Source organism: Paludibaculum fermentans (assembly GCF_051172195.1).
GTDB classification, from domain to species: Bacteria; Acidobacteriota; Terriglobia; order Bryobacterales; family Bryobacteraceae; genus Paludibaculum; species Paludibaculum fermentans_A.
The window spans coordinates 3,733,595-3,748,080 of the sequence record NZ_JBPJAQ010000001.1; the positions used below are offsets into that span (position 1 = coordinate 3,733,595).

A 14,486-nucleotide genomic window follows, 5' to 3' on the forward strand; every position below is an offset into this window, starting at 1 on the left:
TTGGGCGTTGCGGGAGCGGCCTGCGAGGAAAGTTCCAATGACCTCAGTTCCTGCACGGCGCGTGTCACTTTGGCCCAGTCGTGCTCATTCGATTTTGTGGAGATGGGCGCGCTGAGGTCTCCGTAGAATGCAAGCAAGTCGCTTCTCAGGGCGGCGGGCACGTCGTTGAAGTGGCCGTCCAGTTTGTCCAGCAGCGAGGCATATGTCTCATCACCGAGGGTCTATTTTCCAGCGATGGTCGGTTCGCCCACATCGAAGTTTTCGTTCGGAAGCACGAGCCGGCCCGCCCCGACTGCAGCCAGGAACTCCCGATATTCACTGAGGGTTGCATTGAAGCTGGCCATGAACAGCTTCTCCACTTCCGGAGTCGGTGTCCGGAATTGCAGCGCTTTTGCCGGGCCGATGTGGGGCACCAATTTGAACAGGAACGCCAGCAGCCTGACGCCGAAGCCTGGGCGCTGATACTCCTTACCCCACTCCTTGTGGTAGCTGGCGCGCGACAGGTTATAGAGGAATCTGCGGCGCGTCATGCTCGGAGTGCCCTTGACGATCTCGTCCTTCTTCATCTGCCAGGCGATGCGGGTCATGGACGGAATGGTGGAACTGACGGCGTGCCGGTATGAGCCGATGGCGAGACTGACGTTGGTGAAGACGTCGCCCAATTTCAAGCCGTAGGTTGCGAGGAAGGCGCGTTCGAGCACAGGCCGAGCTACCTGGAAGCCGATGAAGCCGTGGTAGCTGTCGGGCGCGTAATGGCTCTGGGCGACCTGCAGGACATCAAAGGCCAACTCCGTCTTGACGTGGGAAAGCGGGTCGTCGGCGAAGGTGATGCGATCGCCGAACCGGCGCTTCAGCTTGGGATAGAGCATGGGAATCGCCACGTTGGTGGCAATCCGGTGGCCGTTGTTGTCGGAGGCGTAGTGGGCGAGCCCGCCCAGCGCGAAGGCGTATTCGTTCAGATCCTGCGATTCACGAATGAGATTGAGGATGAAGTCGCCGCTTCTGACATAGTGCAGCAGGCCGGTGAAGAGCTTCGATCCAAAAGGGTAGTACCCCATGTCCTGGATGATGCTGCCGCCATAGGCATAGGCGTGCGCTTCCTGGAGCTGCTCAGGAGTCGCACCCGGGAAGCGTTGGAGCAGGAGACCTTTGATGGAGGTGTCCCAGGCGGAATCGATGATTGCTTCGTGCGAGAGGACAGAATAGGGCTTCGCGCTGGGCGCTAGCGCCAGCATCGACAGCATCACCGTAAATAGGCACCGGGCAACCCCACTCATGAATCCCTCCGCTCTGCGACCTTGCCCGATTGTCCGATCAATGCGGTGCCGGGCACAAGCCCGGGGCCGGCATAGAGGCAGGTTGACGGCGGCGGTGGAGCTCAGGAGGCCTGCACGCACTGGGGCCCACCGGTTGGGAGGGCCTGTTCCAGCGTCTGGTAAAACTGGTCCGGATCGAAGGGTTTCACGATTACGGCGTCCATGCCGATTTCCAGGCAATGCTGCTGGATGTGGCTCATGGCGTGGGCGGTGAGCGCCAGGATGGGCACGTGGCCGCCGGTGGTGAGTTCCCGTTCCCGAATCATCTGCGTCGCGGTCCAACCGTCCATCTCAGGCATCTGGAGGTCCATCAGAATGCGATCGAAGAATGTTGACTGCGACCGTTCCACGGCTTGCCGGCCATTGCCTACGACTTCGACGCTGTGCCCGCGCTTCTTCAGCAGCGCCATGGCCACCCGCTGGTTGACGACGTTGTCTTCCGCCAGCAGGATGCGCAGCGGGTGGGCGGTGATGCTTTCAAACTCAGACCGGCCGGGCTGGTTGGAAGTCTCGGCGCGAGCGGCGGCCGCGCTGGCCTTCACCCAGAACCGGAACGTGCTGCCCTTGCCGGGTTCACTCTCGACGGTGATGCTGCCGCCCATCAGGCGGACGAGGCGTGACGAGATGGTCAACCCCAGTCCGGTGCCGCCGTAGTTGCGGGATGTGGTGCCATCGGCCTGACGGAATGCCTCAAAAATCAATGCCCGGGCCGATTCCGGAATGCCGATGCCCGTGTCGCTGACCGCGAACCACAGTTCCAACTCGCCGCTGTCTGAATTCCCTTTGTAGGCGGAGACGTGGACTTCACCCTGGTGCGTGAACTTCAAGGCGTTGCCGATGAGGTTCAGCAGAACCTGCCGGATGCGGCGCGCATCGCATTCGAGCCAGGCCGGAACATCCCTGGCGATGTCCCATGTCAGTTGGATGCCCTTCTCGCGGGCGCCGGCCAGGAACGTCGCACATGCCCCCTCCATCAGGTCGGTCATGCGGAAGGGCGCGGCTGCGATCTCGAGTTTGCCCGCCTCAATCTTGGAGAAATCAAGGACATCGTTCAGGATGTGGAGCAGCGACTGCGCACAGGATTTCACCATATGAAGCGATTCCTGCTGTTCGGCCGTCACCGCCTGGGCCAGGGTCACGTTGATCATGCCGATGATGCCGTTCATCGGCGTCCTGATCTCGTGGCTCATGTTGGCCAGGAACTCATCCTTGAGCAGATTGGCCTGGCGGGCCTGCTCGAGCAGCCGTTCGATCTCGGCGTTTTGGCCGACGATGCGTTCCTGCTCGATCCGCAGCTGCTGCGTGCGTTCCTTGACCGCGGCCTCCAGCCGGACGCTTTGTGAGATCAGCCGCCTGGTTCTCCAGACGATGATGCCGGCCAGCATCAGGAGAACTGCCAGAATCGCGGCAGCCCGCATCCACCATGTCGCCCACCAGGGTGGCGCGATGGTGAAATGAACCTGGGCGGGCACGCTGCTCCAGACTCCGGCGGCATTGCGCGCCGTCGCTTCCAGGACGTATTTCCCAGGTGGCAGATTGGGGAACCGGACCTCACGCTGTTTAGTCTCGAGCCATTCGTCGTCGAGGCCGGCCAGCCGGTAACGGCAGAGCACGTCTCCTTCGGCCAGAAACGTTAGCACGGAGAACTGGGCGGTGAGGGTGTGGTTGCGGTAAGGCTCCACAATGGGCCGTTCCAGGTCGGGCGTCTGGTCTCCCAGTTGGAATTTTGTGAACTCCACGCGCGGCCCTTCCAGTTTGGGCCTCGAGACGGGGACCCGGTAGTGAGCCAGGCCACGGCTGGTGCCGATCCACACGCTGCCATCGGCGTCTTCATAGAAAGCGTCGGTATTGCAGTCGTCCCAGATCAGCCCGTCCTGGCGCCCGAAGTGATGCCACTGTTTGCCGATGAGAACATCGATGCCCTGGTCCGTGCCAAACCACAGCCAGCCCCGCCGGTCCACTTTGACAAAGATGGCCTGCTCCGAATGCAATCCAGACTGCCGGGTAAATGTTTTGACAGAAAGGCGGTTCCCGTCCACTTTTATCTTGGAAACGCCGCTGCGGTCCCGGTAGCCGACCCAGATGTCACCGTCGGGCGCTTCGGCCAGGAAGCCGGCGGCCGTGGATGGCAGCCCGTCCGCTTTGGTGAAGCGCCGCCAAACTCCGTTTTCGCGGCGTGCCAAGCCCCTGGTGCCGGCCGCCCAGAAGCGTCCCTGGCGGTCTTCCAGGACGGCGGAAACGGTCTCGCCGGCATCGCCATTGGGCAGTTCCTGCTTCTGAAACTCAGTTCGCCCGCTGAGCGGAGCGGCTGAGAACAGGCCTCCTCTTGTCGCGACCCACAACGTACCCGCCCGGTCGAAGGCGAGGCTCCAGATACGATCACTGCCCGGTACACGCGGCAGCGCGAACGTGCGGACCTGTCCGGTGAGGGGCTCCACGCGGGAGATGCCTCCGGGCGAGCTGCCGGTCCACAGGGCTCCATCCGGACCCAGGGCCAGCGACCTTGTCTTATTGCCGGCGAGGCCGTTTGCTTCGGTCCACAGCCGCCAGGCCGGTCTGCCCGTGCGGGCATCCACCCGCAGCTGGTTCAGCCCATTGTCCGTGGCCACCCATAACTGCCCCTGCGCATCGCGCGCCATCTTCCAGACATGTTCCCCGCTCAAGCCTTCGGTACGGGTCCAGCCTTCCCACTCATTGCGCCCCACCCAGCGGGTCAGGCCTGTACCCCACAGTCCGATCCAGAGGGAACCTTCCCGGTCCTGCAACACCGCGCTGGTCGCTGCCGCCAACAAGCCTTGTTCCTGGCCGGTGACCCGCCACTGCCCGACCGCATATTCCCAGACGCCGTCATCGGTGGGGACGAAGAGTTCACCGTCCCGGCCGGAAGCCAGTGTGGCAAAATCGCCATTTGATGGGATATTGCGCGAGGGGGCAACGAAGCGTCCGGAGTTCGCGGGTTTGAGCAGCAACCGCTTCGAGCTTCTGATCCAGACCGTACCTTCCCGGTCTGTCAGCAGGGCATCCCAACGGTCGGGGGGTACACCCTCCAGCGGGCCGAACGCTTCCGTACGGCCATTCCGGATGCGGCAGACGCCCGAGCCGCAGCCGTACCACACGGCGCCGCCACTCTCGACGTGTACTCCATAGGCATGGCCCGCGGGTTGACCGGCGATGGCTTCGAACTGCCGTTCCTTGCCAGCGGACGGGACGGATGCACGGAGGATGCCGGCATTGGTGGTCAGGTACAGGCTGCCCGTGGTATCGCCGGCTAAGCCGAATCGCCCCGAGCTCTCTATGGTTCCTGGAATGTGAACGGGTTCGAAGCGGGATCCGTGGCGGCGGGCCAGCCCGCGCGAAGTGGCCACCCAGAGAACGCCGTCGGTTGACTCCACGATACTGTCCACGGTGGAGCTGGGCAGGCCATCGGCGTCGCCGAAGCGTGTAAAGGCCGCGCCATCATAGCGGAACAGGCCATTCTGGGTGCCGACCCACAGGTAACCGGTCCGGTCCTGGAAGAGGCACTCGGTCGCAAGGTTGCTCAGCCCCTGTTCCTGGCCATAGGTCTTGAAGCTATACCTCTGAGCCTGCAGCGAAGGGGATAACAATGCGGCTATGAGAATAAACTCTCTGAGATCTGGCCCGCGCGCCAAAATCTTCTCCTGAAACGGAACCCCACCCGCTAAACGGATCAGCGCGAGCAGGCCTTAGAAGTACCTACAGTACAGTATCGGCAGAACTATCGGGTTCGATTAGCCAATTCAGATGCTGGGCTTTTAGGAATATGTCTGGTTCGGTCGTCCGCGCGTTAAATTTTCTCCATGCTTTGGAACTCGCCGGGTGCGAGCGCCGGTTTCCGGCCCAGGGATGCTGGCTGTATCCTCCGTCGGGGCAGCTGCTGCAAGTCAATTGCAGAAAGCGGCTGGCATTCGAGCCTGCCACTTCAGGCATGGACGAGTTGGAGAGTGTCCCGCCCCAAAAGAGTGGGCGGCGCCCTTGCTGTGCGGCGGTTGGCCACGAGCCGGACATTTCAGGAAGGCATCCAGCCTTCGAAAAAGGGGGCCTGGAGCACCCCAGCCCGCCCCGGTTCACGACGATCTTGCAAACTATTTGCAGTGTTGCTATGCTGCTTAGGTTAAAAAACTGTTATTCGGAGTATAGAACATGAAAGTCGCTTTAGTATTGTTCGCCATCCTGATCTCCAGTCCGGCCACCTGGAGTCAATCGATGAATGGAACGAAGGCACTGAAGGAGTTGCTGGGCAAAGCGATTTTCCTGGATACGAACCTCTCGGAACCGGCGGGGCAGGCCTGCGCTTCCTGCCACGACCCCAAGCACGGCTTCAAAGGAAATGGCGACCCGCAGGTGGCGGTGGTGGGTGGCGCTGTCGCGGGGCGTTCCGGCAACCGGAATCCGCCGTCGGCTGCATACGCGTTTGCCAGTCCCGAGCCCGGTTATCGACTGATCGATGACGAGCAGGTGTACGTGGGCGGTCAATTCTGGGACGGCCGCGCGGCGAGCCTCGCCGATCAGGCCAAGGGCCCGTTCCTGAACCCTGTCGAGATGAACAATCCGGACCGCGCCTCGGTGGTGCGCAAGGTTTGCGGCTCCAACTATGGTCTCCTGTTCAAACTCGCCTATGGATTCCGGTTGTGCTCCGGCTCGTCCGCAGTGCCGGACGCCTATGATGCGATTGCGGACGCCATTGCGGTTTTCGAGCGTTCCAGTGACATGAACTCATTCAGCTCGCGCTATGACAGATACCTGGCGGGCAAGCTGGCGTTGACCGATAAGGAACAGGCGGGACTTCAGCTCTTTGAAGGCAAGGCCAAGTGCGCGGGCTGTCATCCATCGGGCCGCCGGTCGCCCTTTACGGATTTCACCTACGACAACCTGGGCATCCCGAAGAACCTGACCCACGAAGCGACCAAAGGCGCGCCGGTGGATCATGGCCTGGGCGAGCGGTTGGGGCCCCAGGAGAACGGCCGGTTCAAAGTGTCGACTCTTCGCAACATCGCCATTGCGCCGCCGTATGGGCACAACGGCTATTTCCAGACGCTGAAGGAGTTGGTCCATTTCTACAACACGCGGGATGTGGCGAGCGAGAAGTGGCCGGCACCCGAGGTCGATGAGAATGTGAACCGGGATGAGCTGGGCCATCTCGGCCTGACCGCTGAGGAAGAGGATGCGATCGTCTCATTCCTGGAGGCCCTGACTGACCAGAAGCCCTTCTTCAACCCGTTTGGGGAGTGATCCGGCAAAGCTGCCGGCCTCTGGGCTGCTGGACAGGCGATGGGGTTTGGGGGCAGAAGGCCGGCACGACTGCCGGCCCGCAAGCGTAGACGCATACCCCACGGAAGAGGGGCTTTGTTAGGATTCGTGGTGATTGGGGCGAGCCCCTCCGCTACTCTGCGCTTCCCATTTCCAGGACGAAACGCCGGTAGCAGTCAGACACAGCCCACATCATCGGCAGTGTTGGAATGACAATGCGCCAACTGGGCAGGAAGCCCAGGCTCACAACTCCGCTGACGATGACGACCCCGGCGAAATAGTACGGTAGCGCCCAGAAGTTGCAGCTTCTGAAGATCGCGAAAAGGTCCTTCTCCTCGATCAGGCACAATACGGTGGATACCAGCAGGCTGTCGAGCAGATAGTCGGCGGCTGCCGCCAGTCCCAGGATGGCTACCGAGCCCGCAGCAGTAATGCCGGTGCCGGGCCAGTGGGCCACCTGGTAGGCGGCCCATCCGCTGATGCTCAACACGGCGCCATTGAAAACGACTTGAATTAGGGACGGCCGCACTCGCGCCTGCCAGACGGTTTGGACGATGCCCGTGGTGAGGGCAATGAGGACCGTCTCGCTGGTTGACAACAAGGCGATGCTGGCCAGGACGGGGACAAATCCACCCGCGACGGTGCCAGTCATCCTCGGCAGGGTAATCTTCAAAGTCGACAGATAGGCAGCCAGGGTAAGCAGCGCGGCGAAGAGCAGCGGGTCGTGAGTTGTCCAGTTCCAGGCGGCCTGGAGCACAACGCCCGCACCCGCGCACGCCACAATCGAGATGTAGAAGATAGCTCTTCTAGGCATACTGATAGCCCTGGTTGAGGGAGTTTGCCGCTCTAATTCTCGCCCACCACCGTACTCTCCGCGACGAGTTCGCTGGTGCCCCAGACGACGCCAGTACCCCACACAACGCCCGTTCCCTGCGGATTTCCGGTGCCCCACACGACCCCGGTGCCCCACACGACGCCGGTCCCCCACACCACACCGGTGCCCCAAACTACGCCCGTGCCCCAAACGACGCCGGTGCCCCACACCACACCCGAGGGGAGAACCAGTGAGACTGTCCTGTTGGTGCTGTTGAAGCTGACGGCGGGAGAAACGGCGGAGCCCTGGGCGAGCTCGGTATTGGTGAGGGCTGCCGCGATATCCAGATATCCGGCGCCTACTGTGAAGATGTCGTAGTAGCTGACGAACTTCTCACCAGTTGTTGGTTCAATGGCAACGCTCGAGCTGGGGAATCCCTTGTACGCCGTCTTCATCAGGCGCGCCTTCACCTGGTCCGGTGTAAGCGCCGGTTCCTTCTGCAGCATCAGCGCTACCGCTCCGCTCACGACTGGCGTCGCCATACTGGTGCCGCTGACCATGTAGTAGCTGGTTGACAGGCCCCTCGTGCCATTGTTCGCGTAGTAGGAAACCGGGATTCGGGTGCTGGGATAATCCACCGCGAGTTGGGCCAGCGGAGAGGACAGCAGGGAGACGATTTTGTTTCCCGGCGCCACGATGTCGGGCTTCACAATGTGATCGCCCATCGTCGGCCCTTTGGCGCTGTAGCTGGCAATTGCATCGTCGGCGCGCGATGTGGTGCCGTTGGCCTTCATCGCACCCACCGTGATGACATATGGATCGTTGGCTGGTGAATTGACGGTGCCATAGCCCTGCGTGCCCATCGAATTGTCCCGGCCGTTATTGCCGGCCGCCACCACCACCACGATGCCCGCTTTCCACAGCGCTTCCACCGCCTTGCACAGGGGGTCTGTTGCGTAGGATTCGTAGATACGCCGCCCGAGCGACAGATTGACTACGCGGATGTTGTACTTGGTCTTCAACGCAAGTACGCGGTCCAGGGCCGCCAGCACTGCACTGTCGGTGCCCATCCCATCGTCGTCCAGCACTTTGAGGTTGATGATTCTCACACCTGGGGCCATCCCGGTGAGCTTGCGTACTCCGTTGTAGAGGGAGTCATCTCCGTCTCCGGCGATGATTCCGGCCACATGGGTACCATGGCCGTACCCGTCCGTCGCGAGACCGCCCACAAAACTCTCGCTATACACAACGCGCGAAACCAGCTTGCCCGAAAGGTCATTGACGCTGGTCACGCCGCTATCGATCACCGCAACGCCGACACCCTCTCCTGTGTATCCCCAGGTGCGGGCCAGGTCTCCACCCACGGTAGCTACGGCCGTGTCGAGCATGCGGCCCACTTTGCGGTTCGGCGTGACGTACACCACGTTGGGGTCGTCGGAGAGCTTCGCGACGAGGCTGGCCGGCAAGGTGAGCGTCATTCCGTTGAACGAGGTGTGCAGCCTTTGCACCATGGCGCCCAGGACCTGAACCTTGCTGGTATCCGTAGTAGTCACCTTGTTGGCCAGTTGGACGATGACTTCCACCGCCGCGTCGTCCTTGCGGTCCCTTAGTTCCTCCGAGATCTTCTGGAGCTGGATCGCCAGCAGCGGACCGCTCATCAGGACGAGGGCTAAAAGGGATTTCAGGGTCAAGTTCATTCAGAATTGCCTCCGGGCAGCCTAGTCTTAGCAGGCAGGGGGCCATTCGTAAACAATTGATTCGGTGCGGCTTTTTGTGATCACGCGGAAGGCTGCCCGACAGGTTGTCAGTCGATGCTCACCCGAATAAATGCACCGAGCCTGCCAAATTGTCCGGTTTTCCAACAGGCTCCTGGGGCGCAATCGCGGTCGGGCGCTCCTGTTACACTACGTCCAAGGCCATCAGGAGGCCCCCGTGTCCGCGGGAAGGACTGCGTCCCCTGATTGTGTTTCGACGTCCATCCACTGGATGAACTCTTTTCTGCCCGAGCGAGCGGACACCGGGCGCAGCGGCCGGCGAGTGATCGCCGCCCCGAAAGGAGCTCACCATGTCCCACCATCCACCCGTCCGCAAACTGCGGCCGCAACCCGACCTCGATCAGCTCAAACGCCAGGCCAAGGAACTGCTCCAGGCCTTTCTCGACGGCGATCCGGCCGCCGTCACCGAAGTCAACGCGTTCTTTCATGGCGCCGATCCAGCCACCTTCGCCCTCCACCATGCGCAGCTGGTCTTCGCTCGCAGCCACGGCTTTGAAAGCTGGCCGAAACTCAAGGCTCACGTGGATGGCGTCACCGTCCAGCGGCTCGCCGGTTTCGTGCGCGCCGGCGACATCCGGCAGGTGGAGGCGATGCTCAAGGTGAGACCGGAACTCGCCAACATGCAGATGTCGTATGGCGACGAGCACCGCCCGCTTCACTTCGCCGTCATGAATCGCCAGCCTGAGATTGCGCGGATCCTGATGCATTGCGGCGCTGACGCCAGGGCCGGGATTCACCCGCACCGCGACGCTACCACCGCGGCCACCCTGGCAGCCGAGCGTGGATTTGACGAGATTGTCGCCATCATCGAAACCGAAGAGCAGAAGCGCCGCGAGGCCCTCAGCGGCCCGGACACAGCGGTTACCAGTGTTCAGGATGATCTCAGCAGCGCCATCGCCTCCGGGGATGAATCGCAGGCCTTTGCCATGTTTCAGGCGGATCCTTCACTCACGGTGGCATCGGACCGGGATGGCTGGACGCCGCTGCACACCGCCTGTGCCGTGAGGAATCCAGCTCTGGTCGATTGGCTGCTGCGGCACAGCGCTTCGCCCAATCAACCGGGCAAGGACGGCCGCACTGCCTTTGATCTTGCCGCCATGGGCCGCAGGACCATTCAGCCACAGCAGTTTACGGCCGTTGCGGGTTTGCTGCGCCAGGCGGGCGCGGAACTCACTCCGCGGGCCGCTGCCGCGCTGGGAGACGTCGAATGGCTCAGCGCCCGTCACGCGGAAGGCCGGCTGCAGAATCCCATTACCTGGAGTTCAGGCGGTCTGCTCACCCTGGCTGTGCGGCACAACCAGCCCGAGGTGCTCCGGTTATTGCTGGACTTTGGGTTTGATCCGGACGAACGCATCCGCTCCGGCGAGGGCGAGCAGGCTGCCATCTCTCAAGCGTTTCCACTGTGGCATTGCGCCGAACTGGGCCGGCTCGAAATGGCGGAGATGCTCATAGCCCGCGGCGCCAACCTCAACCAGCACGTGGATTCCAGCGGTTCCCCGGTCTACAGCGCCTTCAGCCACCGCCAGTGGGCCATGGTCGACCTCTTCACCCGCTACGGCGGGATTGTCGGCCCGGACACTGCGGCCATCTACCGACGGACTGACATCGCGCGCCGGCTGCTGGAAGACGAGACCGGCGGAACCCTGCCCGAAGGTGTGGTCTCCCCTGGCCGTTCCGTCGCCGCGGATCTGTTGGAATTCGGTTGCAGCGGCGGGGCTCCGGAGATTGTGCGCCTCGCATTGCCACACCTGGATTGGCCCCGTGACGATCCGCGCTGGTTTCGCTATCTGGCGCGTTCTCTCGATTTCTGGAATCACATCCCCTGGCTCTATGCCGCCAATCAGGAACTGGACCGCGGAACCTATATTGATTGTTTCCTGCAGGTGCTGGCTCGCTGCAACCCGAACATAGTGGGTGGGTTCGGGCGTACGGTGCTACATGAAGTGGCGGCCATGGGCGATCACGTCACTGAGGAGGAAGCCGCACCCTTTGCCCGGGCGCTGCTGGCGGCGGGAGCGCACACTAATCCCAGGGATGAAATCCTCGGAAGTACCCCGCTTGGCTGGGCCTGCCGCTGGGGCCGCCTCGAGGTCGCCCGGATTCTCCTGGAACATGGGGCAGATCCCATCGAGCCCGAAGCGGAAGCGTGGGCGCGCCCCAGGGCCTGGGCCGAGAAAATGGGCCACGCGGGCATCGTGAAGCTGCTGGTGGACCGCGGGGCCTGAGGCGTCGTCCAGCCTGAGTGCACGCCAAACCGGGGCGGAGGCCGCGCTCCGCCCCACTACCGGCAGCTACTCCCCGGCGGGCTTGGCGAACTTCGCGTCATCCACCTGCACGTTCTGCTGGATCTCCTTGATTTGGATGGTGAACCGGCCGTTGGGCCGAGCCAGCGTCCACTTCATGGGGACCTTCACGCCATCAACTTCCTTATAGTCCGCGTAGTCGATCTGCGTCGGGTTGCGGCCCAGCGGCGTCTCGGTGTACCGGATGGTGCGCACCAGCAGCCCGCTGCCGCGGTCAAAGAACATCCGCACCGGCGGTTGGCCGGGACGCACGCCCATCAGCGCGACACAGGCCACATCGCCAATCTTCTCCGGGCGGCCCGGGCGGATCGACTCAAAGAAGGACTTTAACTTGATGGATAGGTACATCTCGGCGTCCATGCGGGCCGCATCCGCTTCCGCCGCCGACATCACCCGCGCCGGACGGCCCGTGTTGCCCAGCCACCCCACCGTTCCATCGAACGCCGTCAGGCTCTCCCCATTGGGCATCTTCATGGCGGAAATGCGCTTATTGGGCGCCTTAGCCGTGATCTCAATTGCGGATTCCTGACCGTTCGCCAGGATCACACCCTTCATCACGCGGCTGGTCACCTTCTGGATCGCCTGCTCCCCGCCCAGCGCCTCGACGTACTTGTCCAGAATCTGTTCCGCCGTCGGAGTCGGGCCGCTGGGACGAGGTGCTTCGGCTCGCACTTCGTCGGAACTCTGCACCGGCGGCATGGAGGCGGGGTGGGTGGCTCCGTTATGGCAGGAGTTGCAGGTGAGCTCCCGCTGCCCCTTGAAGTGCGTCTTGTTCATCGCACTGGTCATGGCGATCATCTCGCGCGCAACAGTCTTGGCCTTCTTGTCGTCGGCTTCGTTCTTACCCTGGACGTGACAGAACGAGCACTGGACTCCAAGGGAGGCCGAGATGAACTGCATGGCCGGCAGCAGTTGGTCCGCCGGGGTGCCTTTCAGCTCTGTGATGTTCTGATAGACCTCTTCCGCCTTCTTCGGTTCTGTGGTCTGTCCCTGCGCCAGGCCAACCACGGCAACCATCGCGAACCATGCGAAACCACCCTGCATTTTCATAGTGATGCCCCTCTCATCCAGCTATTGCTTGCGGCCAGCCCAACCCCGCGGCAGTCCCAGGCCGTCCGGCGAGCCGGCCCCCAGATTAGCATGCGCCGCCAGCCTGGACCATCCCTTGAATGAGGGAGATGCGGGCCGCTGCCATCCTGGGCAGGCCCAATTCCGGGTTTCCGGAACTCTACGTGCTAAACTCGTTATTTCCTCATGAAAATCGCGATTGGAGCTGACCACGCCGGATTCGCTCTAAAAGAGGAATTGCGCGCCGCTCTGCTGGCTAAAGGCCTTGAAGTCAAAGACTTCGGGACGAACTCCCCGGACTCTACCGACTACCCCGACTACGCTTCGGCTGTCGCGGGATCGGTGGCCAATGGCGGCTTCGACCGCGGCGTCCTGGTCTGCTCCACCGGAGTGGGCATGTCGATGGCGGCCAATAAGGTAAACGGCATCCGCTGCGCCCTGGCGTTCAACGACGATGAAGTGGCCCTCACCCGGCAGCACAACGATGCGAATGTACTGGCCATCGGGGCTCGCTACATGAATCTTCAGCAGGCGGAACACCTGATTGACGTGTTCCTGAATACTGCGTTCCTCGGCGGACGCCATCAGCGCCGCGTAGACAAGATTATGGATTTGGAAAACCAAACAACCCAGGAGGACCATCCCGCATGAATGAACAGCAGCGCATGAGCCGCACCCTGGCCGAGGTCGATCCCGAAGTCGCCCAGGCGATCCGGCACGAAACTGAACGGCAAAACTCGCGGTTGGAACTCATTGCCAGCGAGAATTTCACTTCGGAAGCAATCCTCGAGGCGACTTCCAGCGTCTTCACCAATAAGTATGCGGAAGGCTACCCCGCCAAACGCTACTACGGTGGCTGCGAATACGCCGATGTGGTGGAAAACCTGGCGCGCGACCGCGCCAAACAGCTCTTCAAGGCGGAATACGCCAACGTCCAGCCGCACTCCGGTTCGCAGGCCAACCAGGCCGCTTACACCGCTGTACTGCAGCCGGGCGACACGATTCTCGGCATGAGCTTGGCCCATGGCGGCCACCTGACTCACGGCCACCCGCTGAACTTCTCCGGCAAGACCTATCATGTGGTCTCCTACGGCGTAAAGCAGGGCGACGAGACCATCGACTACGACGAACTGGCACGCCTGGCTGAAGAACATAAGCCGAAGATGATTGTCGGCGGCGCCAGTGCGTACTCCCGCATCATCGACTTCAAGCGCTTCCGCGAGATTGCCGATTCCGTCGGCGCTCTCTTCATGGTGGATATGGCGCACTTCTCGGGCCTGGTGGCCGCCGGGATCTATCCGAATCCCTGCGAACACGCCCACATCGTCACCTCCACCACCCACAAGACGCTGCGCGGACCCCGTTCCGGCATGATCCTGGCGCAGGCGCAGTTCGGTCCGGCTATCGATAAGGTAGTGTTCCCGGGCCTCCAGGGTGGTCCGTTGGTCCATGTCATCGCCGCCAAGGCTGTCTGCTACCTCGAGGCGATGAGCCCCGAGTTTGTCGCCTACCAGAAGCAGGTTGTTGCAAACGCAAAGGCTCTGGCTGCGGGTATGACCGAGCACGGCTATCGGGTGGTTTCCGGTGGAACGGACTCCCATGTGATGCTGGTCGACATCTTCTCCAAAGGCCTGCGCGGCAAGGAAGCCGAAAAGGCGTTGGACGAGGCCTTCATCACGGTCAACAAGAACTCCATCCCGTTCGACGTCAATCCGCCCCTGAACCCCAGCGGCGTACGCCTGGGCAGTCCGGCCGTGACGACCCGCGGCTTCGGCGAGACCGAAATGAGAGAGGTTGCCGCGCTCATCGCTCAAGTGCTCGATGCGCCTGCCTCCCTCGACAATCTGGCTGCTGTGCGCCAGCGCGTAGCTGCCTTGACGGAGCGTTTCCCGCTCTATTCCTGGAAGCTGCCCACCGTGAACGCCTGATCCCAGGCAACACG

General features: G+C 62.3%; 9 protein-coding genes. 4 read left to right on the top strand and 5 right to left on the bottom strand.

Features of this window, described 5'->3' with window-relative positions; translation table 11 throughout:
- Positions 1 to 221: 221 nt before the first annotated feature.
- Positions 222 to 1,277, bottom strand: coding sequence for a zinc dependent phospholipase C family protein (locus tag ACR9Y2_RS15210; protein ID WP_435042226.1), 1,056 nt, complete (start codon positions 1,275 to 1,277; stop codon positions 222 to 224).
- 101 nt (positions 1,278 to 1,378) lie between these two features.
- Positions 1,379 to 4,966, bottom strand: coding sequence for a two-component regulator propeller domain-containing protein (locus tag ACR9Y2_RS15215; RefSeq protein WP_435042227.1), 3,588 nt, complete (start codon positions 4,964 to 4,966; stop codon positions 1,379 to 1,381).
- Between the two features lie 511 nt (positions 4,967 to 5,477).
- Here ACR9Y2_RS15215 and ACR9Y2_RS15220 point away from each other — a divergent pair.
- The gene (locus tag ACR9Y2_RS15220) at positions 5,478 to 6,566 is read left to right on the top strand and encodes a cytochrome-c peroxidase (protein WP_435042228.1); all 1,089 of its coding nucleotides are present in this window, start codon (positions 5,478 to 5,480) and stop codon (positions 6,564 to 6,566) included.
- A gap of 151 nt (positions 6,567 to 6,717) precedes the next feature.
- On the opposite strand, the gene ACR9Y2_RS15225 is transcribed toward ACR9Y2_RS15220, so the two are convergent.
- Entirely contained in the window at positions 6,718 to 7,398 is a 681-nt protein-coding gene (locus tag ACR9Y2_RS15225; RefSeq protein WP_435042230.1) for a hypothetical protein, read from the bottom strand.
- A 32-nt stretch (positions 7,399 to 7,430) separates the two neighbouring features.
- Complete coding sequence (locus tag ACR9Y2_RS15230) at positions 7,431 to 9,095, bottom strand: S8 family serine peptidase (protein WP_435042231.1); 1,665 nt, start codon at positions 9,093 to 9,095, stop codon at positions 7,431 to 7,433.
- 368 nt (positions 9,096 to 9,463) lie between these two features.
- On the opposite strand from ACR9Y2_RS15230, the gene ACR9Y2_RS15235 reads away from it, so the two are divergent.
- Positions 9,464 to 11,398 carry an ankyrin repeat domain-containing protein gene (locus tag ACR9Y2_RS15235; protein ID WP_435042232.1) on the top strand — a complete coding sequence of 645 codons (1,935 nt, stop codon included), beginning with the start codon at positions 9,464 to 9,466 and terminating at the stop codon, positions 11,396 to 11,398.
- A gap of 66 nt (positions 11,399 to 11,464) precedes the next feature.
- Here ACR9Y2_RS15235 and ACR9Y2_RS15240 read toward each other — a convergent pair whose 3' ends face one another.
- A complete protein-coding gene (locus ACR9Y2_RS15240; protein ID WP_435042234.1) occupies positions 11,465 to 12,526 on the bottom strand; it encodes a photosynthetic reaction center cytochrome c subunit family protein in 1,062 nt (353 codons plus the stop codon).
- 204 nt (positions 12,527 to 12,730) lie between these two features.
- Here ACR9Y2_RS15240 and rpiB point away from each other — a divergent pair, with 204 nt between their 5' ends.
- Together rpiB and glyA are read left to right on the top strand one after the other, a co-directional pair.
- A complete protein-coding gene (gene rpiB / locus ACR9Y2_RS15245; protein ID WP_435042236.1) occupies positions 12,731 to 13,195 on the top strand; it encodes a ribose 5-phosphate isomerase B in 465 nt (154 codons plus the stop codon).
- Positions 13,192 to 14,472 (top strand): serine hydroxymethyltransferase, encoded by a 1,281-nt coding sequence (gene glyA, locus ACR9Y2_RS15250; RefSeq protein WP_435042238.1) that lies wholly within the window; start codon positions 13,192 to 13,194, stop codon positions 14,470 to 14,472. The genes rpiB and glyA overlap by 4 nt, the downstream gene beginning before the upstream one ends.
- Positions 14,473 to 14,486: the final 14 nt, after the last annotated feature.

Excerpts from the sequence above, each read along its gene's own strand:
- ACR9Y2_RS15210 (WP_435042226.1), bottom strand. The coding sequence starts at position 1,277 with ATGAGTGGGGTTGCCCGGTGCCTATTTACGGTGATGCTGTCGATGCTG.
- ACR9Y2_RS15220 (WP_435042228.1), top strand. The coding sequence starts at position 5,478 with ATGAAAGTCGCTTTAGTATTGTTCGCCATCCTGATCTCCAGTCCGGCC.
- ACR9Y2_RS15225 (WP_435042230.1), bottom strand. The coding sequence starts at position 7,398 with ATGCCTAGAAGAGCTATCTTCTACATCTCGATTGTGGCGTGCGCGGGT.
- ACR9Y2_RS15230 (WP_435042231.1), bottom strand. The coding sequence starts at position 9,095 with ATGAACTTGACCCTGAAATCCCTTTTAGCCCTCGTCCTGATGAGCGGT.
- ACR9Y2_RS15235 (WP_435042232.1), top strand. The coding sequence starts at position 9,464 with ATGTCCCACCATCCACCCGTCCGCAAACTGCGGCCGCAACCCGACCTC.
- ACR9Y2_RS15240 (WP_435042234.1), bottom strand. The coding sequence starts at position 12,526 with ATGAAAATGCAGGGTGGTTTCGCATGGTTCGCGATGGTTGCCGTGGTT.
- rpiB (WP_435042236.1), top strand. The coding sequence starts at position 12,731 with ATGAAAATCGCGATTGGAGCTGACCACGCCGGATTCGCTCTAAAAGAG.
- glyA (WP_435042238.1), top strand. The coding sequence starts at position 13,192 with ATGAATGAACAGCAGCGCATGAGCCGCACCCTGGCCGAGGTCGATCCC.